The 26730-nt window shown below is 73.3% G+C and carries 27 protein-coding genes and 2 pseudogenes; 20 read left to right on the forward strand and 9 right to left on the reverse strand.

The genetic code is table 11. The features are described 5' to 3' along the window. Nucleotide 1: 1 nt before the first annotated feature. From AB0O36_RS24360 to AB0O36_RS24395, 8 genes are all read left to right on the forward strand, one after another. On the forward strand, nt 2-925 hold the full coding sequence (locus tag AB0O36_RS24360) for an ABC transporter permease (protein ID WP_365113979.1): 924 nt from the start codon (nt 2-4) through the stop codon (nt 923-925). Nucleotides 926-1058: 133 nt separating this feature from the next. After that, on the forward strand, nt 1059-2006 hold the full coding sequence (locus AB0O36_RS24365; protein ID WP_365114070.1) for an ABC transporter permease: 948 nt from the start codon (nt 1059-1061) through the stop codon (nt 2004-2006). A 14-nt stretch (nt 2007-2020) separates the two neighbouring features. Further along, nucleotides 2021-3013: an ABC transporter ATP-binding protein gene (locus tag AB0O36_RS24370; protein ID WP_365113981.1), complete on the forward strand. Its 993-nt coding sequence runs from the start codon at nt 2021-2023 to the stop codon at nt 3011-3013. After that, nucleotides 2997-4055 (forward strand): dipeptide ABC transporter ATP-binding protein, encoded by a 1059-nt coding sequence (locus AB0O36_RS24375; RefSeq protein ID WP_365113983.1) that lies wholly within the window; start codon nt 2997-2999, stop codon nt 4053-4055. The genes AB0O36_RS24370 and AB0O36_RS24375 overlap by 17 nt, the downstream gene beginning before the upstream one ends. Before the next feature lie 364 nt (nt 4056-4419). Next, complete coding sequence (locus tag AB0O36_RS24380) at nt 4420-4614, forward strand: hypothetical protein (protein ID WP_365113985.1); 195 nt, start codon at nt 4420-4422, stop codon at nt 4612-4614. 59 nt (nt 4615-4673) lie between these two features. Then, complete coding sequence (gene mshB / locus AB0O36_RS24385) at nt 4674-5594, forward strand: N-acetyl-1-D-myo-inositol-2-amino-2-deoxy-alpha-D-glucopyranoside deacetylase (RefSeq protein ID WP_365113987.1); 921 nt, start codon at nt 4674-4676, stop codon at nt 5592-5594. Further along, the gene (locus tag AB0O36_RS24390) at nt 5591-5974 is read left to right on the forward strand and encodes a DUF6113 family protein (RefSeq protein WP_365113989.1); all 384 of its coding nucleotides are present in this window, start codon (nt 5591-5593) and stop codon (nt 5972-5974) included. The genes mshB and AB0O36_RS24390 overlap by 4 nt, the downstream gene beginning before the upstream one ends. Before the next feature lie 207 nt (nt 5975-6181). Continuing rightward, complete coding sequence (locus tag AB0O36_RS24395) at nt 6182-8416, forward strand: hypothetical protein (RefSeq protein WP_365113991.1); 2235 nt, start codon at nt 6182-6184, stop codon at nt 8414-8416. Between the two features lie 120 nt (nt 8417-8536). On the opposite strand, the gene AB0O36_RS24400 is transcribed toward AB0O36_RS24395, so the two are convergent. Both AB0O36_RS24400 and AB0O36_RS24405 read right to left on the reverse strand, forming a co-directional pair. Then, on the reverse strand, nt 8537-9325 hold the full coding sequence (locus AB0O36_RS24400; protein WP_365113993.1) for a transglutaminase-like domain-containing protein: 789 nt from the start codon (nt 9323-9325) through the stop codon (nt 8537-8539). Further along, on the reverse strand, nt 9322-10380 hold the full coding sequence (locus tag AB0O36_RS24405; protein ID WP_365113995.1) for a GNAT family N-acetyltransferase: 1059 nt from the start codon (nt 10378-10380) through the stop codon (nt 9322-9324). The genes AB0O36_RS24400 and AB0O36_RS24405 overlap by 4 nt, the downstream gene beginning before the upstream one ends. 115 nt (nt 10381-10495) lie before the next feature. Here AB0O36_RS24405 and fdxA point away from each other — a divergent pair, with 115 nt between their 5' ends. Together fdxA and dapC are read left to right on the forward strand one after the other, a co-directional pair. Beyond that, nucleotides 10496-10825, forward strand: a complete 330-nt coding sequence (fdxA, locus tag AB0O36_RS24410; RefSeq protein ID WP_365113997.1) for a ferredoxin — start codon at nt 10496-10498, stop codon at nt 10823-10825. Nucleotides 10826-10921: 96 nt separating this feature from the next. Next, nucleotides 10922-12019, forward strand: coding sequence for a succinyldiaminopimelate transaminase (gene dapC, locus AB0O36_RS24415; RefSeq protein WP_365113999.1), 1098 nt, complete (start codon nt 10922-10924; stop codon nt 12017-12019). 325 nt (nt 12020-12344) lie between these two features. Here the strand turns inward: dapC and AB0O36_RS24420 are convergent. Then, nucleotides 12345-12515, reverse strand: a pseudogene (locus tag AB0O36_RS24420) (ATP-binding protein); the annotation flags it as partial. A 247-nt stretch (nt 12516-12762) separates the two neighbouring features. Beyond that, nucleotides 12763-13671 (reverse strand): hypothetical protein, encoded by a 909-nt coding sequence (locus AB0O36_RS24425; protein ID WP_365114072.1) that lies wholly within the window; start codon nt 13669-13671, stop codon nt 12763-12765. A 138-nt stretch (nt 13672-13809) separates the two neighbouring features. Here AB0O36_RS24425 and dapE point away from each other — a divergent pair, with 138 nt between their 5' ends. Together dapE and AB0O36_RS24435 are read left to right on the forward strand one after the other, a co-directional pair. Beyond that, complete coding sequence (gene dapE / locus AB0O36_RS24430) at nt 13810-14889, forward strand: succinyl-diaminopimelate desuccinylase (RefSeq protein ID WP_365114000.1); 1080 nt, start codon at nt 13810-13812, stop codon at nt 14887-14889. 64 nt (nt 14890-14953) lie between these two features. Beyond that, on the forward strand, nt 14954-15709 hold the full coding sequence (locus AB0O36_RS24435; protein ID WP_365114002.1) for a TIGR00730 family Rossman fold protein: 756 nt from the start codon (nt 14954-14956) through the stop codon (nt 15707-15709). Nucleotides 15710-15719: 10 nt separating this feature from the next. Here AB0O36_RS24435 and folP read toward each other — a convergent pair whose 3' ends face one another. Beyond that, on the reverse strand, nt 15720-16580 hold the full coding sequence (folP, locus tag AB0O36_RS24440; RefSeq protein WP_365114004.1) for a dihydropteroate synthase: 861 nt from the start codon (nt 16578-16580) through the stop codon (nt 15720-15722). A gap of 112 nt (nt 16581-16692) precedes the next feature. On the opposite strand from folP, the gene AB0O36_RS24445 reads away from it, so the two are divergent. Together AB0O36_RS24445 and AB0O36_RS24450 are read left to right on the forward strand one after the other, a co-directional pair. Continuing rightward, nucleotides 16693-17031, forward strand: a complete 339-nt coding sequence (locus AB0O36_RS24445; protein ID WP_365114006.1) for a DivIVA domain-containing protein — start codon at nt 16693-16695, stop codon at nt 17029-17031. Continuing rightward, nucleotides 17028-17618 carry a DNA-3-methyladenine glycosylase I gene (locus tag AB0O36_RS24450; RefSeq protein ID WP_365114008.1) on the forward strand — a complete coding sequence of 197 codons (591 nt, stop codon included), beginning with the start codon at nt 17028-17030 and terminating at the stop codon, nt 17616-17618. The genes AB0O36_RS24445 and AB0O36_RS24450 overlap by 4 nt, the downstream gene beginning before the upstream one ends. A 65-nt stretch (nt 17619-17683) precedes the next feature. On the opposite strand, the gene AB0O36_RS24455 is transcribed toward AB0O36_RS24450, so the two are convergent. Continuing rightward, the gene (locus AB0O36_RS24455; protein WP_365114010.1) at nt 17684-18487 is read right to left on the reverse strand and encodes an enoyl-CoA hydratase-related protein; all 804 of its coding nucleotides are present in this window, start codon (nt 18485-18487) and stop codon (nt 17684-17686) included. Nucleotides 18488-18807: 320 nt separating this feature from the next. On the opposite strand from AB0O36_RS24455, the gene AB0O36_RS24460 reads away from it, so the two are divergent. Next, nucleotides 18808-18975 carry a DUF3117 domain-containing protein gene (locus tag AB0O36_RS24460; RefSeq protein WP_003966491.1) on the forward strand — a complete coding sequence of 56 codons (168 nt, stop codon included), beginning with the start codon at nt 18808-18810 and terminating at the stop codon, nt 18973-18975. 210 nt (nt 18976-19185) lie between these two features. Here the strand turns inward: AB0O36_RS24460 and AB0O36_RS24465 are convergent, their stop codons facing one another. Then, nucleotides 19186-19848 carry a class I SAM-dependent methyltransferase gene (locus AB0O36_RS24465; protein WP_365114012.1) on the reverse strand — a complete coding sequence of 221 codons (663 nt, stop codon included), beginning with the start codon at nt 19846-19848 and terminating at the stop codon, nt 19186-19188. A 134-nt stretch (nt 19849-19982) separates the two neighbouring features. Here AB0O36_RS24465 and sigE point away from each other — a divergent pair, with 134 nt between their 5' ends. The 5 genes and pseudogenes from sigE to AB0O36_RS24490 all read left to right on the forward strand — a co-directional run bounded on the left by sigE (nt 19983) and on the right by AB0O36_RS24490 (nt 24795). Next, the gene (gene sigE, locus AB0O36_RS24470; RefSeq protein WP_365114013.1) at nt 19983-20765 is read left to right on the forward strand and encodes an RNA polymerase sigma factor SigE; all 783 of its coding nucleotides are present in this window, start codon (nt 19983-19985) and stop codon (nt 20763-20765) included. Next, the gene (locus AB0O36_RS24475; RefSeq protein ID WP_365114015.1) at nt 20762-21448 is read left to right on the forward strand and encodes a zf-HC2 domain-containing protein; all 687 of its coding nucleotides are present in this window, start codon (nt 20762-20764) and stop codon (nt 21446-21448) included. Before sigE ends, AB0O36_RS24475 begins: the two co-directional genes overlap by 4 nt. A 787-nt stretch (nt 21449-22235) precedes the next feature. Continuing rightward, nucleotides 22236-23279 (forward strand): annotated as a pseudogene (locus AB0O36_RS24480) (trypsin-like peptidase domain-containing protein); the annotation flags it as partial. Between the two features lie 94 nt (nt 23280-23373). Then, nucleotides 23374-23793, forward strand: coding sequence for a sec-independent translocase (locus AB0O36_RS24485; protein ID WP_365114017.1), 420 nt, complete (start codon nt 23374-23376; stop codon nt 23791-23793). 237 nt (nt 23794-24030) lie between these two features. Further along, nucleotides 24031-24795 carry a hypothetical protein gene (locus AB0O36_RS24490; protein ID WP_365114019.1) on the forward strand — a complete coding sequence of 255 codons (765 nt, stop codon included), beginning with the start codon at nt 24031-24033 and terminating at the stop codon, nt 24793-24795. A 95-nt stretch (nt 24796-24890) separates the two neighbouring features. On the opposite strand, the gene AB0O36_RS24495 is transcribed toward AB0O36_RS24490, so the two are convergent. Together AB0O36_RS24495 and AB0O36_RS24500 are read right to left on the reverse strand one after the other, a co-directional pair. After that, nucleotides 24891-26051 (reverse strand): Mrp/NBP35 family ATP-binding protein, encoded by a 1161-nt coding sequence (locus tag AB0O36_RS24495; RefSeq protein ID WP_365114021.1) that lies wholly within the window; start codon nt 26049-26051, stop codon nt 24891-24893. 42 nt (nt 26052-26093) lie between these two features. Further along, nucleotides 26094-26642 carry a DUF1003 domain-containing protein gene (locus AB0O36_RS24500; RefSeq protein ID WP_365114074.1) on the reverse strand — a complete coding sequence of 183 codons (549 nt, stop codon included), beginning with the start codon at nt 26640-26642 and terminating at the stop codon, nt 26094-26096. Nucleotides 26643-26730 lie beyond the last annotated feature (88 nt).

Genomic DNA, 26730 nt, shown 5'->3' on the forward strand with positions numbered 1-26730 from the left:
CATGGGACGTTATGTGATCCGGCGGCTGCTCCAGATGATCCCGGTGTTCATCGGCAGCACGTTCCTGATCTTCTTCATGGTCTACGCGCTCGGCGACCCGGTGGCCGCGCTGTTCGGGGACAAGGCCCCGGACCCCGCCACCGTGGCCCGCATCCGCAAGGACCTCTACCTCGACCAGCCCCTGTGGAAGCAGTACCTCCACTACATGGGGCAGATCTTCCAGGGCAACTTCGGCACCGCCTTCAACGGCCAGCCCGTCACCGAGCTGATGGCCAGCGCCTTCCCCGTCACCCTCCGGCTGACCTGCGTCGCGATCGTCATCGAGATCATCGTCGGCATCACCCTCGGCGTGATCAGCGGGCTGCGCCGGGGCCGGGCCGTGGACACGGGCGTACTGGTGCTCACCCTGGTCGTCATCTCGGTGCCCACCTTCGTCACCGGCTACGTCGTGCAGTTCCTCCTCGGCGTGAAATGGGGCTGGGTGCGGCCCACCGTCTCCTCCGAGGCCGGGTTCGGCGAACTGCTGCTCCCCGGCCTCGTCCTCGCCCTGGTGTCCCTCGCCTACGTCACCCGGCTCACCCGGACCTCCATCGCCGAGAACAACCGGGCCGACTACGTCCGCACCGCCGTGGCCAAGGGCCTGCCGCGCCGCCGGGTCATCACCCGGCACCTGCTCCGCAACTCGCTGATCCCCGTGGTCACCTTCATCGGCACCGACATCGGCGCCCTGATGGGCGGCGCCATCATCACCGAGCGGATCTTCAACATCCACGGCGTCGGCTACCAGCTCTACCAGGGCATCCTGCGCAGCAACACCCCCACCGTGGTGGGCTTCGTGACCATCCTGGTCATCGTCTTCCTGCTGGCGAACCTGCTCGTCGACCTGCTCTACGCGGTCCTGGACCCGAGGATCCGGTATGCCTGAGCCCGAGCGGCAGGCCGTCCCCCCGGCCCACAAGGTCCCCGAACGGCCCGGAGCACCCGACCGCCCCGAGGCGTACGACCCGCTCCGGCCCGGAGACCGGGAGGCCGTCGCCCCCACCGGGCAGGGCGGCCCCATGGACCTCGCACTGGAGGAGGCCGAGAGCCTGGAGAAGATGCTGCCCGACGCTCCGGACGGATCCGCCGGGCCGTCCCCGACACCGGCCGCCTCCGCCGGCCGGTCCCGCTCGCTGTGGTCCGACGCCTGGCACCAGCTGCGCCGCAACCCGGTGTTCGTCATCTCCGCGCTGCTGATCCTCTTCCTCGTCTTCATCGCCCTCTGGCCGCAGGCCATCGCCTCCGGCGACCCGCTCCAGTGCGACCTGTCCAAATCGCAGCAGGGCTCCGAGCCCGGACACCCCTTCGGCTACGACACCCAGGGCTGCGACGTGTACACCCGCACCGTGTACGGCGCCAAGGCGTCCATCACCGTCGGCATCTGCGCCACCCTCGGAGCGGCCCTGCTGGGGTCCCTCCTGGGGGGCCTGGCCGGGTTCTTCGGAGGCTGGAGCGACGCCGCGCTGTCCCGCGTCGCCGATATCTTCTTCGGCATCCCGGTGGTTCTGGGCGGCCTGGTCTTCCTGTCCGTGGTCACCAGCACCACCGTCTGGCCGGTGGTCGGCTTCATCGTGCTGCTCGGCTGGCCGCAGATCGCCCGCATCGCCCGCGGCTCGGTGATCACCGCGAAACAGAACGACTACGTCCAGGCCGCGCGGGCCCTGGGCGCCGGCAGCGGCCGGATGCTGGTGCGGCACGTCGCCCCCAACGCGGTCGCCCCGGTCATCGTCGTCGCGACCATCGCCCTGGGCACGTACATCTCCCTGGAGGCCACCCTGTCCTTCCTCGGCGTCGGCCTGCGCCCGCCCACCGTCTCCTGGGGCATCGACATCTCCAACGCGGCCCCGCAGATCCGCAACGCCCCGCACATGCTGCTGTGGCCCGCGGGCGCGCTCAGCATCACCGTGCTGGCGTTCATCATGCTCGGCGACGCGGTGCGCGACGCCCTCGACCCCAAGCTGCGCTGAGGAGCCCGACGTCCATGCTGCTCGAAGTACGCGACCTGCACGTGGAGTTCCGCACCCGGGACGGGATCGCCAAGGCGGTCAACGGGGTCGGCTACGCGGTGGACGCGGGGGAGACCCTGGCCGTGCTCGGCGAGTCCGGCTCGGGCAAGTCGGTGACCGCCCAGGCGGTGATGGGCATCCTGGACTCCCCGCCGGGCAGGATCACCGGCGGCGAGATCCTCTTCAAGGGCGAGGACCTGCTCCGGATGAAGGAGGAGGAGCGCCGGCGGATCCGCGGCGCCGGGATGGCGATGATCTTCCAGGACGCCCTGTCCTCCCTCAACCCGGTGCTGTCCGTGGGCAGCCAGCTCGGCGAGATGTTCGAGGTGCACCGCGGCATGTCCCGCAAGGACGCCCGCGCCAGGGCCGTGGAACTGATGGACCGGGTGCGCATCCCGGCCGCCCGGCAGCGGGTCGGGGACTATCCGCACCAGTTCTCCGGAGGCATGCGCCAGCGCATCATGATCGCCATGGCGCTGGCCCTGGAGCCCGCGCTGATCATCGCCGACGAACCCACCACCGCCCTGGACGTCACCGTCCAGGCCCAGGTCATGGACCTGCTCGCGGAACTCCGGCGCGAGCTCGACATGGGCCTGATCCTGATCACCCACGACCTCGGGGTGGTCGCCGACGTGGCCGACCGGATCGCCGTCATGTACGCCGGCCGGATCGTGGAGGCGGCCGGCGTCCACGAGATCTACCGGGCCCCGGCCCACCCCTACACGCGCGGCCTGCTCGACTCGATCCCCCGCCTGGACCGCAAGGGACAGGAGCTCTACGCGATCAAGGGCCTGCCGCCCAACCTGCTGGCCATCCCGCCGGGCTGCGCCTTCCACCCGCGCTGCCCGATGGCCCGGGACGTGTGCCGTACGGACCTCCCGCCGCTCCACCCGGTCCCCGGACCGTCCGTTCCCCGGTCCAGCGCCTGCCACTTCTGGAAGGAGTGCCTCCATGCCCGGCACAGCTGAGGCCATCCTCGAGGTCAGTGGCCTGGTCAAGCACTACCCGCTGACCCGCGGCATCGTCTTCCGCAAGCAGGTCGGCGCCGTCAAGGCGGTCGACGGGGTGGACTTCAGCCTGGCCGCCGGCGAGACCCTCGGCATCGTCGGGGAGTCCGGCTGCGGCAAGTCCACCGTGGCCCGGCTGCTGGTCCATCTGGAGCGCCCCACCGCCGGCGCGATCCGCTACCGGGGCGAGGACATCTCCCGGCTCTCCGGGCGCGCCCTCAAGGCCGTCCGCCGCGACATCCAGATGGTGTTCCAGGACCCGTACACCTCCCTCAACCCGCGGATGACGGTCGGCGACATCATCGGCGAGCCCTACGAGATCCACCCCGAGGCGGCCCCCAAGGGCGACCGGCGCCGCAGGGTCCGGGAACTCCTCGACGTGGTCGGCCTCAACCCGGAGTACATCAACCGCTATCCGCACCAGTTCTCCGGCGGCCAGCGCCAGCGCATCGGGATCGCCCGGGGACTGGCCCTCCGGCCCCGGGTCATCGTCGCCGACGAACCGGTCTCCGCACTGGACGTCTCCGTCCAGGCGCAGGTGGTCAACCTGCTGGAGCGGCTCCAGTCCGAATTCGGGCTGGCCTACGTGTTCATCGCGCACGACCTCTCGATCGTCCGGCACATCTCCGACCGGGTGGGGGTGATGTACCTGGGCCGGATCGTGGAGACCGGCACCGACACCGAGATCTACGAGCACCCCACCCACCCCTACACCCAGGCCCTGCTCTCCGCCGTCCCGGTCCCCGACCCGGGGGCCCGGGACCGCCGCGACCGGATCATCCTCAGCGGGGACGTGCCCTCTCCGGCCGACCCGCCGTCCGGCTGCCCCTTCCGGACGCGCTGCTGGAAGGCGCAGGTCCGGTGCGCCACCGAGGTCCCCCGGCTCGCCGTCCCCGAGGAGTTCGCCCGCCGCGGCGGCCCCGCCGCCCACCCCTCGGCCTGCCACTTCGCCGCCGAGCGCCGGGTGGTCCCGCCGGCCGGGGAGCCGCCCGCCGCCGGCTGATGCGTCCGCCGCACCGCCGCCGCTCGGGAGATTGGCCGAAACCCGCCCCCGGAGCCTGGCGGTCCGGACTCCAACTCGCCCCGTCCGTACGCAACATGACCCATTCGCCTGCGGTATCCGGCCCGGCCGGGCCGGGAATCGTACGGTCCGCGCGGTGCCGTGGGCCCGGCGGGGCGGCGTGAAACCGCCACGGCGGGTCCCGCGTGCACCACTGCATGCGCGGCGTGCGCCCCTCATGCTGCCGGAGTTCGACCGGATCTCACGTACGGATAGTTATGATCCATAGCGCATGGTGGGTATGACTCCGTCGTGTGCGCGTACCCGAAGTCCGACCGATGTCCGTCCGACGTGGAGGTGAAACGCCGTGGCACTCTCGATCTCGGCGGCGGTGCTGCTGGCTGTCATCGTCTTCCTGCTGGTGAAGAAGTCGGGGCTGAAGGCCGGGCACGCCGTCGTCTGCGTGCTGCTGGGCTTCTACCTCGCCAGCTCCTCCATCGCCCCCACCATGAACCAGCTCACCAACAGCGTGGCGGGGATGATCAGCGGCCTGAAGCTGTGACCCCGCGCCGCCCCGGGCGCGTCGGCGGCCGAACGGGTCACTGCACCTAGGCTGACCCCATGAACGCTCTTCCAGCCCGGCGTCTGCTCCTCGTGCACGCGCATCCGGACGACGAGTCCATCAACAACGGCGTCACCATGGCCAAGTACGCGGCCGAGGGCGCCCATGTCGCCCTGGTCACCTGCACGCTGGGCGAAGAGGGCGAGGTCATCCCGCCGGGGCTCGCGCACCTGGCGGCCGACCGCGACGACGTCCTGGGGGAGCACCGGGTGGGCGAGCTGGCTGCGGCGATGGCCGAGCTGGGGGTCACCGACCACCGGTTCCTCGGCGGTCCGGGCCGGTTCCGCGACTCCGGGATGATGGGCGTGGAGCAGAACCACCGGCCCGGTGCCTTCTGGGCGGCGGAGGTCGACGAGGCCGCCGCGTACCTCGTGGAGGTGATCCGGTCCCTGCGCCCGCAGGTGCTGGTCACCTACGACCCGGACGGCGGCTACGGTCACCCCGACCACATCCAGGCCCACCGGGTCGCCATGCGGGCGGCCGAGCTGGCCGCGGAGACGGCGTACCGGCGCGACCTCGGCGAGCCCCACGCGATCGCCAAGATCTACTGGAACCGGGTCCCGCGTTCCGTGGTGGAGGAGGGCTTCGCCAAGCTCCGGGCCGCCGGGACCGAGGCCCCCTTCCCCGGTGTCGCCGCCCCCGGGGACGTGCCGGGCGTCGTGGACGACGAGCGGATCACCGCCGAGATCGGTGACGACGAGGCCGCGGGCGCCACCGCCCACCGGAACGCCAAGGCGGCCGCGATGCGCGCCCACGCCACCCAGATCGCCGTCGACGGCCCGTTCTTCGCGCTCTCCAACAACCTGGCCCAGCCGCTCTTCGGGCGCGAGTACTACGAGTTGGCCGCCGGCCGCTCCGGCGCCCCGGCCGGCACCCGCGAACACGACCTGTTCGCCGGGATCGCGGGGGCCCCGGCATGACCGGCACCTTCACCGCCGGGCGGATCGCGGCCCTGCTCGCCCTCCTGGCGGCCGGCGCGGTCACCGGCACGGCGGGCTGGCTCGTGGTGGACCTGTGGCTCCCGGCCGGGCTCCTGCTGGCCCTGGCGGCGGCGCTCGGGGTGTTCCTGGCGGGCCGGCTCACCACCGGCAACGGCCTCGGGGTCGGCGTGGCCGCCGCCGGATGGTTCCTCACCTACGTGGTGCTCAGCGTGCCGCGCCCGGAAGGGGACTTCCTGCTGGGATCGACCGGAATCGGCATGTATGCATACCTTTTGGGTGGGGCCGCGGCCGCTGTGATGTGTGCCACGATGCGCGGACCCGTCGACCGATCGGTTTCGGCCGCGCGGCCCGGCAGGTGACGTCCCGTTCGGGGTGGTCCCGGTGTCAGTCCCCGGCACGGCGACCGGTGTTGCGCTGCAGCCGCCGGTGCCCCGGTCCGGGCCCGGCCGGAACCCGGCTTCGTCCGCCCACCGGTCGCGCCGGGGCGGCGGCCAGTATGGTGTACGGGCCGCCGAGCTGCCCGCGCACGGTATGACGGGCGGCGGAGCCAACCGGGAGAACCTGCTTTGAGTCGTGAAACTGACAGTTCGTCCTCCGGGCCCCAGGGGCGCGGTGGAGCCGCTTACCCGTCGGGTACGCCGCCGTACGGATCACGCCAGTACCCGGCGAACGCCCCGGAGGGAAACACCGTGAGTTCCAAGCCGTCCGTTCCTGCCGCCGGCCACGCCGCCCATGACGCGGCGGACTCCGACGTGCCGAAGACAGAGACCACGCTGACGACCCGGATCCGGATCAACATTCCGGGTTCCCGGCCGATCCCGCCCGTGGTCGTCCGCAAGCCGGTCGCCGACGGGGAGGGTGACGGCGGGGCCGGCGCCCCGGCCGCCAACGCCGCCCCCGCCCCGGCGCCCGACTCCGCACCCGGGTCCCCCCGGGCCCTTCCGCCCGGGGGCGGTTCCGCGCCCGCCGCGGAGAAGGCGCAGGGCGCTCCGGAGGGCAACAACTGGTTCGCGCCGCGCAAGTCCGCGGGCGGCCCCGGTGCCCCCGGCGCCCCCGGTGCCCCGGGTGCGGCCGCCCCGGCGGCACCGCCCGCAGCCCGGCCCGGCCTGCCGACCCGTACGGGCGGCCCCGGCGTGGGCACGGCCCCGCGCGGCACCGGCCCCGGCTCCGGCGCGCCCATGGGCCCCGCCGGCCCGGGCTCGGGTGCCCCGGGGGGCCGCACCGGCGCTCCGGGCCCGGCGGGCTTCGCCGGCCCCGGCGGCGCGCCCGGCCGCGGTCCCGGCCAGGCCCCCGGACAGGGCCCCGGACAGGGCCCCGGACAGGGCCCCGGTCAGGGTCCCGGCCCCGGCGCCGGCCAGGCCAACCCGCCGCTTCCCAACCGGATTCCGGGCGGCAGTCCTGGTGTTCCCGCGCCCGGCCCGGGTGCCCCGGCGCCCGGCGGCTTCCCGCCCGGCCCCGGCGTCCCCGGCGTCCCCGGTGCGCCCGCGGCCCATGGCGCCCCGGCGCCCCCCGGCGCCCCTGGGCCCGGCGGCTTCGCGCCCGGCCCCGGAGGCCCCGGTGCGCCCGGCCCCGGCCCCGCCGCGCCCGGTTCCGGCCCCGGCGGCCCCACCGGCGGCCCCGCCTTCGGCGGGATGCCCGTCTCGGGCCCCCCGGCCGGCGACGACCCCACCGCCCCCCGCTGGCCCGGCCCCGAGGTCGGCAACGGCGCCCTGCCGCGCGTCGACAGCCCGGCCGCCGTCGCCGCGGCCGCCATGCCCCGGCCCGCGGGCTCGGGCTCGATCCCGGTCTTCGACGACCCGGTGCCGTCCCGGCGTCCCACCAGGGTCACCGCGGCGCCCGCCGACAAGCCGGCCAAGAAGAAGGGCCGCTCCAAGCTGGTCCTCGCGGGCGGCGCGGTCTTCCTGCTGCTCGGTGTCGCCTACGGCGCCGGACTGCTGCTCAACCACTCCGACGTACCCAAGGGCACCACGGTGCTGGGCGTGGACATCAGCGGCACCCGCGAGGAGGCCGTCGCCAAGATGCAGACGGCCTTCGGCAACCGCGCCTCCTCGCCGCTCCGGCTGTCCGTCGGCGGCAAGGAGGCCGAGCTCAGGCCGGACAAGGCCGGACTGTCCCTGGACAGCCAGACCACCGTGCGCAACGCGGCGGGCAACGACTACAACCCGGTCACCGTGATCGGCTCCCTCATCGGCCGGGAGCGCCCGGCCACCCCGGTCATCCCGGTCGACGAGGAGAAGCTGCTGGTCGCCCTCCAGGAAGTGGCCGGCAGCTCCGGCAGCGCCACCGAGGGCACCATCAAGTTCGAGCCGAACAAGGTCAGCGCCGTCCCCGGCCAGGCCGGCAAGAGCCTGGACGTGGACGCCTCCGTCGCGAAGGTGACCGAGGCGTACCGGGCCCAGGTCGAGACCGGCAAGGCGCTGCCCGTCCAACTCCCGGTCACCGACAAGGCCCCGGCCGTCACCCAGGCCGAACTCGACCGTGCCATGAACGAGTTCGCCAAGCCCGCGATGTCCGGGAACGTCACCGTCAAGGCGGGCGGCAAGTCGATCCCGTTCGGGCCGGGCAAGTCCCTCCCCAAGATCCTCAGCATGACCGCGGTGGACGGGAAGCTGGTCGAGAAGTACGACCTCGAAGCGCTCAAGGAGCTCTACGGGAACACCTTCGACGGGGTCCTGATCACCCGGGGCAACGGCGAGAAGACCGCCGTGACCCCGCAGGACGTCGCGGGCGCGCTGGGCAAGGCGCTGCGCGGCAAGACCCCGGCCGAGCGGATCGCCGTCATCGAGACCGACCCGAGCTGAGCCCCGGCTGGGCCGATCACCGGCCCGGGCCGATCGCCGCCCTCCGCCAAGGGCGGTCTCCGGAGCCCCCCGCCCGACCCGGGCGGGGGGCTCCGGCGCGTCGGTTCAGCAGGGCGCGTGTCAGTTCAGCAGGGCGAGGGCGGCCCGGGCCTCGCCGCGGATGCGGCCCGCTGCACCCCCGTCCACGGCCTCGACCATGTCCGCGTACGCCTCCAGCTCGGCCGCGCCGGCCCGGAACTCCCCGCGGTCCACCAGCAGCCGGGCCCGCTCGTAGCGGAGCTCCGCCGGGCGCGAGGGCAGCAGCAGCGACAGGTCCAGCGCCCAGAGGGCGACCGCGGACTGCTCCGGCCGGGCCGCCGCCCAGGCCCGGATGTTGTTCAGGATCCGCAGCACGATGTCCAGGGTGCGGGCCGGTTCGAGCTCCTCCGCGGCCGACTCCGCGGGTCCCGCGCCCAGCGAGGCGCCGCCCGCGAACGGGTCCACCGTGACCCGCTCCTCCGGATCGCCGAAGCCCACCACGAAGTGTCCCGGCAGGCCCAGCCCGTACACCGGCGCCCCGGCCCGGCGGGCCACCTCCAGCCACACCACCGACAGCAGGATCGGCAGTCCGCGCCGCCGCTGGAGCACCCGGTGCAGCAGGGAGGACGACAGCCGCCCGTAGTCCGCCGGGGTGCCGTGGAAGCCCAGCTGCCCGCCCAGCAAATCCGTCAGCGCCGCCGCCCAGGCCCGCGGGGTGCGCCGCCCGTACGGCAGCAGGCCCGCCAGCCGGTCCAGCTCGATCTGCGCCCCGTCGACGGCCCGCTGGTCCAGACCCGGGTCGGCCTCCGCCGCCAGGTAGAGGCAGAGCAGCGACAGGTCGGGGCGCTCGGACCGGGCCTCCTCCGCGAAGGCGTCCCGGAATGCGCTCACGAGCCCGCCGCCCGGACGTGGTGGTACAGGTGGTGCGTCACGAAGCCCATGCCGTCGTAGAGGCCCCGTGCGCCGCCGTTGCCGGTCTCCACCTGGAGCCAGGCGGCCGAGGCGCCCTCCGCCAGCGCCTGCCGGGCCAGCGCGGCCATCACCTCGGTGGCCAGGCCCTGCCGGCGGTGCTCCGGGGCGACCTCCACCGCGCCGAACCCGGCCCACCGGCCGTCCACCACCAGCCGCCCGATCGCCTTGCCGGGCACCTTCGCGAACCAGACGGAGGGACCGGCCGACAGCACCCTGCGGGCCACGTCCGGGTCGGAGACCTTCCCGTAGCGGGCCAGCCACTCCTCGTCGCACTCCCGGGACAGCAGGACCGGCGCCCCCGCCCCCGGCGCCCCCGCCCCCGGAGCCCCCGTCCCCGGCGTCCCGGCACCTGACGGGGCACCTGACACATCGCCCGGCTCCGTGAGGTCGGCGATCGGGGCCAGCGACGCGATCCGGACTTCCGTGGACACCTCCCGGACCCAGCCGCGCTCCTCCAGGGCAGCGCACAGCGCCTCCTGGGTGCCGGCGGCCCCCGTGGAGGTCTGCACATAGGCCGGAAGCCCTCGTTCCGCATACCAGGCCGTCACCCGCGCGAGTGCTTCGTCCAGCGGTATCCCCAGGTCGCCGAGGGGGAGCACGGAGTTCGCCCGCCGGGTGAAACCGGCCGCCGCGCGCAGGGTCCAGCCGCCCAGCGGCTCGCTCTCCAGGGGCTGCCAGGCACGCGCGCCCGCGCGCGCGAGTTCCTCGAAGCCGGCGGCCGGTCCCCGGCGGCGGGCCGGGGCCGCCGGCACGACCTTGCCCGCGACCAGGGCGGATTCCGCGATCCGGACGGTATCCCCGCTCTTTCGTGTGATCACCAGCACACCGTTGGTCCATGATGTGAGAACACCAACCGCGTCCGTGAACGCCGCACCCCCGTCACGAGCAGGGAGAAGGCTTCGCACGGAGACTCGTTTACCCACGTCAGCCGGGGTGATGCGAATCTCCAGCAAGGCTCCACCAATGATCTCCACAGCTCTCTAGCCCCTCTTGTTCGGTTCGTGGCCGGGAACGGCGATACTAGGTGCGGGCATCGACGACGCCGCGCTCCCGCGCGATATGGACAGCCCTACCGAGGAGGAACAGAGCGTGACCTACGTCATCGCGGAGCCTTGTGTCGACGTCAAGGACAAGGCATGCATCGAAGAGTGCCCCGTCGACTGCATCTACGAGGGCCAGCGGTCCTTGTACATCCACCCGGACGAGTGCGTCGACTGCGGCGCCTGTGAGCCGGTCTGCCCCGTCGAGGCGATCTTCTACGAGGACGACACTCCGGAGGAGTGGAAGGACTACTACAAGGCGAACGTCGAGTTCTTCGACGAGCTCGGTTCGCCCGGTGGTGCCTCCAAGCTCGGCCTGATCGAGCGCGACCACCCCTTCGTCGCGGGGCAGCCGGCCGACATCAACGCCGGGCACTGACCCACCCTCCCGGTCCTGTGCGGCAGTCCTGCCGCCAGGACCGGGCTTGTTTTCCGGAGCCCTCCGGAGCCCTCCGCAGAAAGCGAGCACAGCACAGTGGCCGCAGTATCGTCCCGTCTGCCCGTCTTCCCCTGGGACAAGCTGGAGCCGTACAAGGCGACCGCCGCCGCCCACCCGGACGGCATCGTCGACCTGTCCGTCGGCACCCCCGTCGACCCGGTGCCGGAGCTGATCCAGCGGGCCCTGGTCGCGGCCGCCGACTCCCCCGGCTATCCCACGGTGTGGGGCACGCCCGCCCTGCGCGACGCGATCTCCGGCTGGGTGGAGCGGCGCCTGGGCGCCCGCGAGGCCGCCCACGCGAACGTGCTGCCGGTGGTCGGCTCCAAGGAGCTGGTGGCCTGGCTGCCGACCCAGCTCGGCCTCGGTGCGGGCGACCAGGTCGCCTACCCCAGGCTCGCCTACCCCACGTACGAGGTCGGCGCCCGGCTGTGCGGTGCCGAACCCGTGGTCTACGAGGACCCGGTGGCCGACCTGGACCCGGCCCGGGTCAAGCTGCTGTGGCTCAACTCCCCGTCCAACCCGACCGGCAGGGTGCTCCCCAAGGAGGACCTCGTACGGATCGTCGCCTGGGCCCGGGAGCACGGCATCCTGGTCTTCAGCGACGAGTGCTACCTGGAGCTGGGCTGGGAGGCCGAGCCGGTCTCCGTGCTGCACGAGGACGTCTGCGGCGGCTCCTTCGACGGCCTGGTCGCCGTGCACTCGCTGTCCAAGCGCTCCAACCTGGCCGGCTACCGCGCCGCGTTCCTGGCGGGCGACGCGGCCGTGCTCGGCGAGCTCCTGCAGATCCGCAAGCACGGCGGCATGATGACCGCCGCCCCGGTGCAGGCGGCCACGGTCGCGGCCCTGGGCGACGACGTGCACGTCCTGGAGCAGCGGGAGCGGTACGCGGCCCGGCGGGCCGCCCTGCGGGCCGCGCTGGAGGCGCACGGCTTCCGGATCGAGCACAGCGAGGCCAGCCTCTACCTGTGGGCGACCCGGGACGAGCCCTGCTGGGACACCGTCGCCCACCTCGCGGACCTGGGCATCCTGGTCGCGCCCGGCGACTTCTACGGCGAGGCGGGCGGCAGCCACGTCCGGGTCGCCTTCACCGCGACCGACGAGCGCGTCGAGGCGGCGGTCAAGCGCCTGGGCTGAGCGGCCGACGGCGGCCGGCCCGCGCCCGAGGGGCCGGCCACACAGCCCGAGGGGGCCCGGAGCGCATGCTCCGGGCCCCCTCTGCGTTCGCTGCGTTCTCAGTGTCCGCTGCGTTCGCGCTGCGTTCTCAGCGTTCCGTACGGCTTCGGCGCCCGTACGGGCCGTGCAGCTCGGCTCAGGCGCCCAGCGCCGGCAGGGTCTGTGCCGTCGACAGGGCGTCCGTGGCGGGGACGGCGGACAGCGCGTCACCGGCCGGCACACCGCCGAGCAGCTGCTTGGTCGGCAGACCGCCGTCCTGGGTGGCACCGCCGACGAGGCCGGTCGCGGAGTCCAGCGCTCCGGCGGAGTCCAGGGCGCCGATCGAACCCAGGGCGGGCACGGCGGCGGCCTCGGCGCCCGCGGCGCTCGCCGTTCCGGCCGCCGCGACCACGGGGGCTGCTCCGGCCGCGACGAGCAGCGCGACACGGGCGATCCGGCGGGTCAGGGGGAGGGACATGGTGCGTGCTCCTAGCGTTGGCTTGCCGATTACGCCGTGAACAACTCCTCCAGGGGCGCCGGAGGTTGCGGAATTCCCGGGTAAAGAAGTGGCAATGGGTCGTTTTATCGGCCCCGCGCCGGGATTCCGCACCCCGGATAGGTGACCGGCTGAACGCAGGTGCGACCGGCGGGACCGCCACCCGCTCGCCCGGGTCTCCGCCCGGGTCTCCGCCCGGGTCTCCGGCCCGGGTACCCGCCCCCGCCCGCTACTTGGCCAGGAAGATCCGGACCGCCCGGTCGTCCGCGTTCCGCGGATCGCCGTCCCCCGACTTCCCGGTCCCGCCCGTCGTCTTCCAGGCGCCCTTGTTCTTCCCCGCGACCCACGACCGGCCCGCGTACGACACCCGCTCGATGCCCAGCTCCGGTGCGTGCGCCACCGCCCAGTGGGCGATCTCCCAGCCCCGCCGGCCGTCCCCGTCCGCCGCGCCCGGAGCGCCCCCGCCGGACGCACCCGTCAGCGGCACCGACACCGCCCCGTCGTCCTCCGCGCCGGAGCCCCCGCCGACACCCTTGCCGAACACCCGCTCCATCCGCGCCGCCAGCTCCGCCCGGTCGCCCCGGTTCTGCGGGACCGGCCCGCTGCAGCTCAGCGCGGCCGGGGCGCGCCCGGTCAGGGCCGCGGCGAGCAGGATCGCGTCCGGCTCGTGCTTGGCGTACGCCTGCGGGAAGCCGCTGCGCTGGACCTTCTGCGCGGCCACGGTCAGCGGCAGCCGCGAGTAGCCCGGAACCTTGGCCAGCCGGTCGTAGAAGATCCCCGCCGAGTACACCGGGTCCCTGATCTGGTCCGCCGTCCCCCAGCCCTGCGAGGGGCGCTGCTGGAACAGCCCCAGCGAATCCCGGTCGCCGTGGTCGAGGTTGCGCAGCGCGGACTCCTGCATGGCGGTGGCCATGGCGATCGTCACGGCCCGCTCGGGCAGCCCCTTGGAGGTGCCCACGACCGCGATGGTCGACGCGTGCGCCGCCTGTTCCGGGCTCAGTTCATAGGAGGAACCCTCACCCGAGGAGGAACCGTCCGCCGCCCGTACGGTGCAGTGCGGAGCCCCGGCACCACCCGTCGAGTCGTACTGCGCCAGGAAATATCCGGCCAGACCGAGCAGCACCAGCGAGCCGGCCACGAAACGGGCCGGACGGCGGCGGGAGCGTGGTCTTTGCTGATCGTTCGGGGACACGCGGCCCACCGTACTTGAGCCGGACGACACGTCCAGTGTCCGGACGAGACCCCTTGGCCAAACCCTCGGGAGTTAGGGTGCCTCATGACCGAATCCGAGCTCGACCTCACCCTGGACGCCGCCGAGCTGACCGCCCGGCTCGTCGACATCCCGTCCGTGAGCGGCGACGAGAAGGTCCTCGCCGACGCCGTCGAGGAAGCACTGCGCAAGCTGCCGCACCTCATCGTGGACCGCTACGGCAACAACGTCGTGGCCCGTACGGACCTCGGCCGCACCGAGCGCGTCGTACTCGCCGGACACCTGGACACCGTCCCGATCGCCGACAACGTGCCGTCCCGCCTGGACGAGAACGACGTCCTGTGGGGCTGCGGCACCACCGACATGAAGTCCGGGGTCGCCGTACAGCTCCGCATCGCGGCCACCGTGCCGGAGCCGAACCGCGACCTGACGTTCGTCTTCTACGACCAGGAAGAAGTCGCCGCCGACCTCAACGGCCTCGGCAAGGTCGCCGAAGCCCACCCCGACTGGCTGGCCGGGGACTTCGCGGTACTCCTCGAACCCTCCAACGCGGAGGTCGAGGGCGGCTGCCAGGGCACCCTCCGGGTGCTGCTCCGCACCTCCGGCGAGCGCGCCCACTCCGCCCGCAGCTGGATGGGCTCCAACGCCATCCACACGGCCGCGCCGATCCTCGCCACGCTGGCCGCCTACGAGCCGCGCAAGCCCGTCATCGACGGCCTGGAGTACCACGAGGGCCTGAACGCCGTCCGCATCGAGGGCGGCGTCGCCAACAACGTCATCCCCGACTCCTGCACCGTGACCGTCAACTTCCGCTACGCCCCGGACCGGAGCGCGGAGGAGGCGCTGGCGCACGTGAAGGAGGTCTTCGCGCACTGCGCGGTCGACGAGTTCGTCGTCGACGACTCCTCCGGCGGCGCCCTGCCCGGCCTCTCCCACCCGGCCGCGGCGGCCTTCATGGAGGCGGTCGGCGGCCGCGCCATGCCGAAGTTCGGCTGGACGGACGTCTCCCGCTTCAGCGCCCTGGGCGTGCCCGCGGTGAACTACGGCCCCGGCGACGCCCTCCTGGCCCACAAGGTCGACGAGCGCGTCGAAACCAAGGCCATCCTCCACTGCGAAGAACGACTCCGCGCCTGGCTGACCTCCTGAATTCCGCTCCCCGACACCTTCGTGCGCCTACCCTGGCCGGACGATCGTCAGGAGGGAGCACGCTATGGCCAACCCTGAAAGCGGCCGCCGGAAGCCGGAGGAGCAGCAGCTCGGACCGGTGCTGCGGAGGCGGGGGCAGGTGCAGGCGGGCAGTACGACCGACCAGCGGCTGCTGGACTCGGCGGGGCCGACGGAGTGGGTCCACACCGATCCCTGGCGGGTGCTGCGCATCCAGTCCGAGTTCATCGAGGGCTTCGGGACGCTGGCGGAGCTGCCGCCGGCGATCAGCGTGTTCGGCTCGGCCCGTACTCCGGTGGACTCGCCGGAGTACGAGGCCGGCGTGCGGATCGGCCGCGCGCTGGTCGACGCCGGCTTCGCGGTGATCACCGGCGGCGGGCCGGGCGCGATGGAGGCGGCCAACAAGGGCGCCCGGGAGGCCAACGGGATCTCCGTCGGCCTCGGCATCGAGCTGCCCTTCGAGCAGGGCCTGAACGCGCACGTCGACCTGGGGCTGAACTTCCGGTACTTCTTCGTCCGGAAGACCATGTTCGTGAAGTACTCGCAGGGCTTCGTGGTGCTGCCGGGCGGCCTCGGCACGCTGGACGAGCTCTTCGAGGCGCTGACCCTGGTCCAGACCCAGAAGATCACCCGGTTCCCGATCGTGCTCTTCGGCACCGAGTACTGGCAGGGCCTGGTCGACTGGCTGAAGAACACGGTGGTGGCCCAGGGCAAGGCGTCGCCGCACGACCTGTTCCTCTTCCACGTCACCGACGACGTGGACGAGGCCATCGCCCTGGTCACCAAGGAAGTCGGGAAGTAACCCCGTTCCGTCAGGCGAGCCCCCGGCGGGCGACCGCCGGGGGGCGCAGGCCCTGGATGGAGCGGACCATGTCCAGGACCTGCCGGGTCTCGGCGACCTCGTGGACGCGGTAGACCTGCGCGCCCAGCCAGGCCGAGACGGCGGTCGTCGCCAGGGTGCCGAGCAGGCGCTCCTTGACCGGCCGGTCGAGGGTCTCGCCGACGAAGTCCTTGTTGGACAGGGAGACCAGGACGGGCCACCCGGTGGCCGTCATCTCGTCCAGCCGGCGGGTGGCCTCCAGCGAGTGCCGGGTGTTCTTCCCGAAGTCGTGCCCGGGGTCGATCATGATCGCATCGCGGCGGACGCCGAGTGCGGCCGCCCGCTCGGCCAGTCCGACGGTGACCCCGAGGATGTCCGCCATCACGTCCGCGTACTCGGTCCGGTGCGGCCGGGTACGGGGCTCCACACCGCCGGCGTGCGTGCAGACCAGCCCCACGTCGTAGCGGGCGGCCACCTCGGCCAGCTTCGGGTCCACCCCGCCCCAGGCGTCGTTGAGCAGGTCGGCACCGGCCTCGCAGACCGCCGCGCCGACCTCGTGCCGCCAGGTGTCCACGCTGATCACCACGTCGGGGTGGCGGCGGCGCACCTCGGCCACGAAGCCGACGGTGCGGCGGGCCTCCTCGGCCGCGTCCACGTGCTCGCCCGGTCCCGCCTTGACCCCGCCGATGTCGATGATCGCGGCTCCCTCGGCCACCGCCTGCTCGACCCGGTCCAGGGCCGGCTCGTCGCGGAAGGTGGCGCCCTGGTCGTAGAAGGAGTCCGGGGTCCGGTTCACGATGGCCATGATCACCGGCTCGTGGGTGTCGAACTCACGCCTGCCCAGTCGCAGCATCCGCTGTTTCCTCCTTTGAAGGTCCGCCTGCGACCTTAACCGCCGGGCGTCCGTGCGACGATCGAGACCCCGGAGGTGTCTTCGCCGGCCATGGCCGGCAAAGGGAGTGATCGTGTTCTGGTTCCTGCTGATCGCGCTCGTGGTGGTCGTCGCCGCGGTCACCCTCGCGGTGATCGGGGGCGGCGAGGAGGCCGTACTGCCGGAAGCCGCGCCCGAGCAGGTCGTGGACGGCCTGCCCGAACACCGGGCCGTCGTACGCGCCGACGTGGACGCCCTGCGGCTGCCGGTCGCGCCGCGCGGCTACCGGATGGCCGACGTGGACGAGGCGCTGGGCCGGCTCGGTGCCGAGCTGGAGGCGCGGGACGCCCGGATCGCCGAACTGGAGGCGGCCGCGGCGGCGGGCCCGCTCCCGCGCCCGCTCCCGGTCCCGCTCTCCAAGGAAGACCAGTGACCGCGCCGGTCGTCACCGCCGTCCCGGGGCCGGACGGGGCGCTGCGCTGCCCCTGGGCCCTGGCCACCGAGGACTACATCGCCTACCACGACGAGGAGTGGGGGCGGCCGGTCCACGGTGACGACGCGCTGTACGAGCGGCTCTGCCTGGAGGCGTTCCAGTCGGGGCTGTCCTGGCTGACGATCCTGCGGCGGCGGGAGGGCTTCCGGGCCGCCTTCGCGGGCTTCGAGATCGCGGCGGTCGCGGAGTTCGGTGAGCGCGACGCGGAGCGGCTGCTGGCGGACCAGGCGATCATCCGCAACCGGATGAAGATCGAGGCGACCCTGGCCAACGCGAAGGTGCTGGCCGGCTGGGAGCCGGGGCAGCTGGACGCGCTGATCTGGTCGCACGCTCCGGCCGAGCCGGCCCCGGTGCCGCACAGCACCTCCGACGTCCCGGCGGTGACCCCGGAGTCCACGGCGCTGGCCAAGGCCCTGAAGAAGGCCGGCCTGCGCTTCGTGGGCCCGACCACGGCCTATGCGCTGATGCAGGCGTGCGGCCTGGTCAACGACCACCTCTCGGCCTGCGCCTCCCGCGCCCGCGGCTGACCGCGGGCCGGGGAGGACGTCAGGCCGGGACCCGGTGGGGGACCCGGCGCGGAACCGGCGGGGACCTAACGGCCGAGGTACTTCGGGGCTTCCTTGGCCAGGAAGGCGGCCACCGCGATGGAGTGGTCCTCGGAGGCGCCGGCCAGGGTCTGCAGGGCGTCCTCCTTCTCCAGCGCGTCGGGCAGGGAGTGCGAGGCGCCGTACGCCAGCGAGGCCTTGATCCCGGCGTAGGCGACCGTCGGGCCGTCGGCCAGCGTCCGGGCCACCGCCGCCGCCTCCGCGGCCAGCGAGTCCGCCGGGACCACCCGGTTCGCGATGCCCAGCTCGTACGCCTCCTGCGCCTTCACCGAACGGGGGAAGAGCAGCAGGTCGGAGGCCCGGGAGGCGCCGATCAGCCGGGGCAGGGTCCAGGAGATGCCGGAGTCGGCGGTGAGCGCGACCCCGGCGAAGGAGGTGTTGAAGGAGGCGGTGTCGGCGACCACGCGGAAGTCCGCGGCCAGCGCGAACCCGAAGCCGGCGCCCGCCGCGACGCCGTTCACGCCCGCCACCACCGGCTTGGGCATCGAGGTGAGGGCCCTGACGATCGGGTTGTAGTGCTCGGCGACCGTGTTCATGGTCAGCGAGGTGCCGGACTCGCGGTCCGACATCAGGTTCCCGACGTGCTCCTTGAGGTCCTGGCCCACGCAGAAGGCGCGGCCGCCGGCGGCCGTCAGCAGCACGGCCCGGACCGCGGTGTCCCCGCCCGCCCGCTCGACCGCGTCCCGCAGCGCGACCTTCGCCTCGGTGTTCATCGCGTTCATCGCGTCGGGGCGGTTGATCGTGATCGTGGCGAGTCCGTCGGTCACTTCGTAGAGCACGCTGTCGGCCATGTGCGGGTTCCCCCTTCGTCGCGGGTGTCGTCTCGGGTCAGCATGGCGGAACCTCCGGTGCCCCGGGATGTCCCTTCGTGTGATGTGCATCAAAGATCAGGGACGCCCGATCCCCGTGGCGGGGGCGAAGTATCGCAGGCGGATCCCCGAAATGAGTGGTTTTGGACGAGCGCGTTGCCCAAGCGTTCCCGGCTGATGTTGGTCATCGGGTCCTGACATGCGGGATAATGGCCGGGAAGCAATGTGTTCGATGCCGGGTATTAGGCGCCTGAACGGGGCCGTCGGCTGACGATGAGCTGGTTTCAGGAAGGGGAACGAGCATGGCGGCCATGAAGCCGCGGACGGGTGACGGCCCGCTCGAGGTGACCAAGGAGGGGCGGGGCATCGTCATGCGCGTACCGCTCGAAGGCGGCGGTCGGCTCGTGGTCGAGCTGACCCCGGACGAGGCCGACGCCCTCGGCGACGCCCTGAAGAAGGTCGTCGGCTGAAGCGCCGACACCCTTGAATTTCACACGCTGCCCCGGTCGCCCCAAGCGACCGGGGCAGCGCTGTATCGGGCCCTTTCCGAGGCCCCGCCCCGCCGCCGTGTGGGCAGGCACCCCGCCGTGTGGGCAGGCGTGCCGTTGCCCGCACCCCGGCGTGCCGTTACCGGCACGTTCACCCCGGACCGGGCCGGGCCGCGCACCGCAGGGCAACGCTCAGCGCCGCACCGCACACAGCAGCCCGTCGCCCACGGGCAACAACGCCGCCTCCAGCGCCGGACTCTCCCGCACCGCGCGCAGCAGCTCGCGCACCCGCAGCACTTCCACCGGCTGGGCGGCCGAGTCGACCGTGCGGCCGTCCGAGAAGACGCCCTCGAAGCAGACCAGCCCGCCGGGGCGCAGCAGGCGCAACGATTCACCTAGATAGTCCAGCGATTCGTACGGGTCGCCGTCGCAGAACACGAGGTCGTAGCCGCCGTCGGCGAGGCGGGGCAGGACGTCCAGCGCCCGGCCGGGGATGAACCGGGCCCGGTTGCCGGCGAAGCCTGCCGCCCGGAACGCCTGACGGGCGAAGGCCTGCCGGTCGGGCTCGGGGTCCACGGTGGTCAGTACGCCGTCCGGGCGCATGCCGTGCAGCAGGTGGATGCCGGAGACCCCGGTACCGGTGCCGATCTCCGCGACGGCCTTGGCGTCGGCGGCGGCGGCGAGCAGGCGCAGCGCGGCCCCGGTGCCGGGGGAGACGGAACGCAGGCCCGCCTCCCTCGCCCGGTCGCGGGCCCATCGCAGAGCGTCGTCCTCGGCGACAAACGCGTCGGCGAACGCCCAGCTCGTCTGCCGGTTGCCGGTAATGACCCTCTCCTGTCCCCTTAGTTGGCGCAACGGTGACTGTATCCGCTGGTGATGGGAACCCGCAGATGGGACCGGGCGTTGGGGGAGGAGAGGGGGCATTCGTCCCCCGGCCCGTGCAAAGTTAGGGCAAAAACACTTATCCCGAGCTGACGTAGGGGGTGGCTATGGTAGGGGCTCCACTGGACACCACCAGAGCCGATAGGGGAGGTGCGGCTGCGCCTGTGGATCGTGGAGGCGTCTTCAGACGTCTCTTCTGGTCGGCGGGTGAGCCGAAATCCGTGACCGACAATGCTGACCGCTTCCACTCCGCCGCCACCGCGACCACCGCGAGCTTTGCCGATGCGGGCTCCCAGGCGTGGACCCCTCCCTCGTGGGAGGAGATCGTCAGCACGCACAGCGCCCGCGTCTACCGCCTCGCCTACCGGCTGACGGGAAACCAGCACGACGCCGAGGACCTCACGCAGGAGGTCTTCGTCAGGGTCTTCCGTTCCCTCTCCACCTACACGCCGGGCACCTTCGAGGGCTGGCTGCACCGGATCACCACGAACCTCTTCCTCGACATGGTCCGCCGCAAGCAGCGGATCCGCTTCGACGCGCTCGCCGACGACGCCGCCGAGCGGCTGCCCAGCCGCGAGCCGTCCCCGCAGCAGGTGCTGCACGACACGCACTTCGACGCGGACGTCCAGCAGGCGCTGGACACCCTCGCGCCCGAGTTCCGCGCCGCCGTGGTGCTCTGCGACATCGAGGGCCTGTCCTACGAGGAGATCGCCGCCACCCTCGGCGTGAAGCTCGGTACGGTCCGCAGCCGGATCCACCGCGGCCGCTCCCACCTGCGCAAGGCGCTCAAGCACCGCTCTCCCGAGGCCCGGGCGGAGCAGCGTGCGCTGGCCGGGGTCTCCGGTACGGGGGTCCTCGGCCGGTTCGGGGGAGGAGGCGGGACCGAGTGACCGGAGCCAGTCCTTCGCCGTCCCCGGCGGAAGCGCACCTCGGCGACCGGCTCGCCGCGCTGGTGGACGGTGAGCTGAGCCATGACGTGCGCGAGCGGGTGCTCGCGCACCTGGCGACCTGTGCCCGCTGCAAGGCCGAGGCGGACGCGCAGCGCCGCCTGAAGGCCCTGTTCGTGGAGGCCGCGCCACCGCCCCCGCCGGCCGCCCTGCTGGCCCGCCTGCAGGGGCTGCCCGGCATGCCCGAGGGGCCGGGCGGCTCCGGCCCGCCCGACCCTTTCGTGTTCGCGCTGCCCACCGCGCCGCCCGCGTCGCGGCCGCGGCAGGGCTTCCCGATCCATGAGGTGGGCGCCAGGCCCCGCCGCCGGTTCGCGTTCGTCGCGGCCGGAGCGGTCTCGCTGGCGGCCATCGCGCTCGGCGGGTCCCTGCCGATCGAGACCAGGGTCGAGCCGAACGCACGGGGAGAGGGCGGGGCGAACGTCACCCCGGCCGGCCGGCCGGCGATGACCGGCGGGGTGTTCCCGATGTCCGGCGGAGCCGTGGTGACGGCGGACATGGCCCTGCACGGGCGTGCCCCCAGCCCGGCCACCGCCGGTCCCGCCCAGGCCACGGCCTGGAGCCCCGCGGCCCGTCCCGGCCCGCTCCCGCCGTCCCCGACGGCCCACCCGGCCCGCCTGGGCCGCTGACCCGCCGCCCGCCTCACCGTGCCGGGGCCGGGCGGGGCGGGCTTGGCGGCCGCCCTGTGCTGCCGCGTGGGCAGGCGGCTGCACTGCGCCGCCGTGTGGGCCAGGCAGCAGCGATGCCGCCGCCGTGTGGGCAGGCGTGCCGCAGGGGCGGGGCTGTGCCTGAGCGGAGCCGCCCCGCAGCGGAAGTGCGAGCGGCCGTGTGGGCAGGCGTGCCGCAGGGCGTTGGGGGAGGGTGGGCACACGGCACCCCGGTCCGGCGCGGGTGCGCGCAGCTTCCCCGCCCCCGACCCTGCCGCCAGGGCAGCCCCGCCCAGCAGAGGGCCGGTACGGCCCGACCCCGCCCGGCCGGCCCGGGTCGGCAACCCGACCCCGGCCGGGTCGAGTGGGCGCACCGCCCGGCACCGAGCTGGTTGAATCCTCGGCAGATGCGCCGTCCGACGGTGCGTACGTACGCGGGGGAGTGCCCATGTCCGACAGCCAGGCGACCGACGCGCCCAAACCGGCCCCGGTGTGGTGGAGCCGGCCCGACGGCCCGGCGGAGGAACTCCCCGGCGACTCCGGTGCCCCAGAAGACCCCGCGAGCCCCGCCGGAGCCGGAGCCGCAAGGCCGGCCGCAGCCGACACCGCCGACGCAGCCACCGCGGCGGGCGAGCCGCAGGCCGTCGTGCCGGCGCCCCGGTACGACCCGTGGGGCGAGGCACCGCAGGCGCCGCTGCAGGTCTTCGACGGCGGCCGCCCCGCCCCCTCCGGACCCCGCCTGCGGACCCTCGTCGTCGCCGGTGCCGGCATCGCCCTGCTCGCCGGAGGCATCGGCGGCTACGCCGGGGTGCTCGCCGAGCGGCAGGCATCCACCCGTCTGGAACTCCCGCAGGCCGGACCCGAGGGCAAGGACCGGGCCCCCGACAGCGTGGCCGGGATCGCGGCCACGGCCCTGCCCGGGGTGGTGACCCTCCACGTCAGCGGGGGCGGCGGCGGTGCCGGAAGCGGCACCGGGACCGGGTTCGTGCTCGACGGCAACGGCCACATCCTCACCAACAACCACGTGGTCGCCGGCGCCAAGCGGATGTTCGTGACCTTCAGCACGGGCGAGAGCGTTCCCGCGGAGCTCGTCGGCCGCGACACCGGCTACGACCTCGCGGTCGTCAAGGTCAACGGGGTCCGCGGCCTGCGCCCGCTCGCCCTCGGAAACTCCGAGAACGTCAGGGTCGGCGACCCGGTGGTGGCCATCGGTGCGCCGTTCGACCTCTCCAACACCGTCACCTCGGGAATCATCAGCGCCACCGGCCGCCCCATCACCGCGGGCGGGGACGAGGGCGACGGCAGCGACGTCAGCTACGTGGACGCCCTGCAGACCGACGCGCCGATCAACCCCGGCAACTCCGGCGGTCCGCTGCTCGACGCCCGGGCCCGGGTGATCGGCATCAACAGCGCCATCCGGGGCGCCGAGAAGGGCGGCACCGGCGCGCAGCAGCAGAGCGGCAGCATCGGCCTCGGCTTCGCCATCCCGGTCAACCAGGGCAAGCGCGTGGCCGAGGAGATCATCCGCACCGGGCACGCCACGCATCCGGTCATCGGTGTCACCCTGGACATGCGGTACGAGGGCGACGGCGCCCGGGTGGGCGCGCGGTCGGCCGGCGGCCCGGCCGACCGGGCCGGCATCGAGGCCGGTGACGTGATCACCCGGGTCGACGGGCAGCGCGTGCACGGCGAGGACGAGCTGATCATCAAGATCCGCGCGCACCGCCCGGGCGACCCGCTCACCCTGACGGTCATCCGGGACGGACGGGAACGGACCGTGGAAGTCACCCTCGGTTCGGCGAACGGCTCGTGACATCCACGGATCAGGGTGGATCGAGGTGTCGACGTACGGAGAACGCCGGGTACCGTTGTCGGGGCCCGAAGGATGAGAGCCGAGGAGCGGCAACGTGTTCAACGACATAGGCGGCCTTGAGCTGGTCACCATCGTGGTGCTCGCGATCCTCGTCTTCGGCCCGGACAAGCTGCCGAAGGTCATTTCCGACGTCACCGGCTTCATCCGGAAGATCCGCGCGTTCTCGGACAGCGCGAAGCAGGACATCCGCTCGGAACTCGGCCCCGACTTCAAGGACTTCGAGTTCGAGGACCTGAATCCGAAGACGTTCATCCGCAAGCAGCTGACGGAGAACGAGGACCTGAAGGAGATCCGCAGCAGCTTCGACCTGCGCAAGGAGCTCAACGAGGTCACCGACGCGGTCAACGGCCAGGAGACGGAGTCTCCCGCGGGCGGGACCACCAGCCTGGAGAAGAAGCCCGAGGGCCCCGCCGCCGCGCCGCGGACGGCGGCGTACGACCTGGACGCGACCTGAGGGACGCGCGGTCGGCCGGGCAGGCCCGGGGCGCGGTCGGGCGGGCGTGAAGGAGCCCGTCCGCGACGGCACGCATGAGGGCCACCCGGGGGGTTCTGTCGCCGCTTGCCCGGTCGGGGCGGGACGGGTGGCTATTCTCTCCATCTGTCCGGACGCAGGCCGCCCGTGGGTGGGGGTACCCCCAGCGAAGCGAGGGGGAGGGCCGTTCCGGATCCCACGGAACGAGAGGCCGCGCAGATGGAGACCACCAGTAGTAGCCGGGTAGGGGCGCAGCCCGCCGCGGAGGAGGGAGCTCCCCCGCAGCCGGAGCAGCAGGCACCGCCCGCGCCCGTGTCCGCCGAGGCGCAGCAGCAGCCGCAGGCCGAGGACCGGGCCGCACCCGCCGGGGCGGCGCAGCAGCCCGTGCCGGCCGCCCGTCGGGCCGCCGAGGGCTACCTCAGGGCCGATTTCCCCTGGTACGGGCTGGACGAGGCGTTCACCGGGCCACGCTGGCTGATGCAGGTCGGCACGGGAGCCGACGGCACCGTCGAGCACGGTTCGGTCGGCCACGGCGACGAGCCGTCGGTGCGGGGCGAGATCGCCACCGGCGAGAAGGAGCGCTTCGCAGTCGTGATCACGGTCGCCAGCAACCCGCTGCGGCGCAGCGGGGACGGCACCGGCGTGCTGGAGGCCACCTCGGTGTCCTCGGCGGCCTGGCTGGCCGGCTCCGGGCTGCTGGCCTTCACCTGGCCGGGGCAGATGGACCACCAGCGGCGCAGCGACTGGCTGGACCAGCAGACCGAGGCGGCGTGGGAGCTGGCCGACGACCTGGCGGGGCCGGACTGGTCCTCGCTGTCGCTGCCGGTGGACGGCGTGCCGGTGGCGTTCCACTACCGGGAGTCCGAGTTCGGCTGGGTGCTGGCGGGGTCCACGCCGGCCGGGGTGCACGTGGGGGCGTACGGGCGGGGGATGAGCGCGTACGGGCTGGCGTTCGCGCAGACCGATCTCGCGGGGTACGCGTAGCCGGTCCGGGTACGGCGACGGCCACCGCCGGAGGCGGTGGCCGTTTTCACGCTGCGATCCCTGCGGGACGCCTGCCCCACACCGGGGGCGGGGCGTCAGAACTTGTTGCGCGGGGTGATGCCCAGGGACATGCCGGCCAGGCCGCGGGCGCGGCCGCCGAGCTTGCCGGCGATGGAGCGGAGGGCGGAGCCCGCCGGGGAGTCGGGGTCGGCGAGCACGACCGGGCGGCCGTTGTCGCCGCCCTCGCGGAGCCGGACGTCGATCGGGATCTGGCCGAGGACCGGCACCGTGGCGCCGACCGTCTTGGTCAGGCCGTCGGCCACCATCTGGCCGCCGCCGGTGCCGAACACGTCCACCATCTCGTCGCAGTGCGGGCACGGCAGGCCGGACATGTTCTCGACCACGCCGACGATCTTCTGGTGGGTCTGGACGGCGATCGAGCCCGCGCGCTCCGCGACCTCCGCGGCGGCCTGCTGCGGGGTGGTGACCACCAGGATCTCCGCGTTCGGCACCAGCTGGGCCACCGAGATCGCGATGTCACCGGTGCCCGGCGGCAGGTCCAGCAGCAGCACGTCCAGGTCGCCCCAGAAGACGTCGGCCAGGAACTGCTGGAGCGCTCGGTGCAGCATCGGGCCGCGCCACACCACGGGCGCGTTGCCCGGGGTGAACATGCCGATGGAGATGACCTTCACGCCGTTCGCCGAAGGCGGCATGATCATGTTCTCGACCTGGGTGGGCCTGCCGTCCACGCCGAGCATCCGCGGCACGCTGTGCCCGTAGATGTCCGCGTCGACCACGCCGACCTTCAGACCGTCCGCGGCCATCGCCGCGGCCAGGTTGACCGTCACCGAGGACTTGCCGACGCCGCCCTTGCCGGAGGCCACCGCGTACACGCGGGTCAGCGAACCCGGCTTCGCGAAGGGCACCTCGCGCTCGGCCTGGCCGCCGCGCAGCGCCGTGGCCAGCTCCTTGCGCTGCTCGTCGCTCATCACGTCGAGGGTGACGTCCACCGAGGTGACCCCGGCGACCTTGAGCACGGCCTCGGACACGTTCTTGGTGATGGTGTCGCGCATCGGACAGCCCGACACCGTCAGGTAGACCGTGACGGCGACCGCGCCGCCGTCGCCGATCTCCACCGATTTGACCATGCCGAGCTCGGTGATCGGCCGGTGGATCTCGGGGTCGTTGACCGTCGCCAGGGCGTCGAGGATCGCGTCCTGCCCGGGCGCGGCGGCAGCGGGTGTGTCGGTAGCCATGCCCCGATGGTACGGCTCGGTAGCACGCCAACCCCAAGCCCGCTAGCGGTCGCCTTCGTCACTCTTCGCCGGGAACAGCCGCCGCTCGTCCATCTCCTTGATCAGATCCTGGAACTCCGACCTGATCCAGTCGCGCGTCGCCACCTCGCCCAGACCCATCCGCAGCGCCGCGATCTCGCGGGTCAGGTACTCGGTGTCGGCGATGGACCGCTCGTTCTGCTTGCGGTCCTGCTCCAGGTTGACCCGGTCCCGGTCGTCCTGCCGGTTCTGCGCCAGCAGGATCAGCGGGGCGGCGTAGGAGGCCTGGAGCGACAGCATCAGGGTCAGGAAGATGAACGGGTACTGGTCGAACCGCAGGTGCTCGGGCGCGAAGATGTTCCACAGCACCCACAGGATGATGACCAGCGTCATCCACACGATGAACCGGCCGGTGCCCAGGAACCGGGCGATCTTCTCGGAGAACCGGCCGAACGCCTCCGGGTCGTACACCGGTAGCCACCGCCGCCGGTCCGGCCGCGGCTGGTCCAGCCGCACCCGCGACCTGGTCAGCGCGCTCGACCCGGTTCCCGCCGAGCCCGACCGGGACCGCAGCCGCTCGGCGGCCTCTTCCTCCCGGCCCGAGAGCCCGTGCTCGCGCGCCTGCTCGCGGGCGTGCTCGCGCGCCAGCTCGCGCCGCACC

This window comes from Streptomyces sp. NPDC089799 (assembly GCF_040684755.1).
Classification (GTDB): Bacteria; Actinomycetota; Actinomycetes; order Streptomycetales; family Streptomycetaceae; genus Streptomyces.

Excerpts from the sequence above, each read along its gene's own strand:
- AB0O36_RS24360 (WP_365113979.1), top strand. The coding sequence starts at position 2 with ATGGGACGTTATGTGATCCGGCGGCTGCTCCAGATGATCCCGGTGTTC.
- AB0O36_RS24365 (WP_365114070.1), top strand. The coding sequence starts at position 1,059 with ATGGACCTCGCACTGGAGGAGGCCGAGAGCCTGGAGAAGATGCTGCCC.
- AB0O36_RS24370 (WP_365113981.1), top strand. The coding sequence starts at position 2,021 with ATGCTGCTCGAAGTACGCGACCTGCACGTGGAGTTCCGCACCCGGGAC.
- AB0O36_RS24375 (WP_365113983.1), top strand. The coding sequence starts at position 2,997 with ATGCCCGGCACAGCTGAGGCCATCCTCGAGGTCAGTGGCCTGGTCAAG.
- mshB (WP_365113987.1), top strand. The coding sequence starts at position 4,674 with ATGAACGCTCTTCCAGCCCGGCGTCTGCTCCTCGTGCACGCGCATCCG.
- AB0O36_RS24390 (WP_365113989.1), top strand. The coding sequence starts at position 5,591 with ATGACCGGCACCTTCACCGCCGGGCGGATCGCGGCCCTGCTCGCCCTC.
- dapE (WP_365114000.1), top strand. The coding sequence starts at position 13,810 with ATGACCGAATCCGAGCTCGACCTCACCCTGGACGCCGCCGAGCTGACC.
- AB0O36_RS24435 (WP_365114002.1), top strand. The coding sequence starts at position 14,954 with ATGGCCAACCCTGAAAGCGGCCGCCGGAAGCCGGAGGAGCAGCAGCTC.
- folP (WP_365114004.1), bottom strand. The coding sequence starts at position 16,580 with ATGCTGCGACTGGGCAGGCGTGAGTTCGACACCCACGAGCCGGTGATC.
- AB0O36_RS24455 (WP_365114010.1), bottom strand. The coding sequence starts at position 18,487 with ATGGCCGACAGCGTGCTCTACGAAGTGACCGACGGACTCGCCACGATC.
- AB0O36_RS24460 (WP_003966491.1), top strand. The coding sequence starts at position 18,808 with ATGGCGGCCATGAAGCCGCGGACGGGTGACGGCCCGCTCGAGGTGACC.
- sigE (WP_365114013.1), top strand. The coding sequence starts at position 19,983 with ATGGTAGGGGCTCCACTGGACACCACCAGAGCCGATAGGGGAGGTGCG.
- AB0O36_RS24490 (WP_365114019.1), top strand. The coding sequence starts at position 24,031 with ATGGAGACCACCAGTAGTAGCCGGGTAGGGGCGCAGCCCGCCGCGGAG.
- AB0O36_RS24495 (WP_365114021.1), bottom strand. The coding sequence starts at position 26,051 with ATGGCTACCGACACACCCGCTGCCGCCGCGCCCGGGCAGGACGCGATC.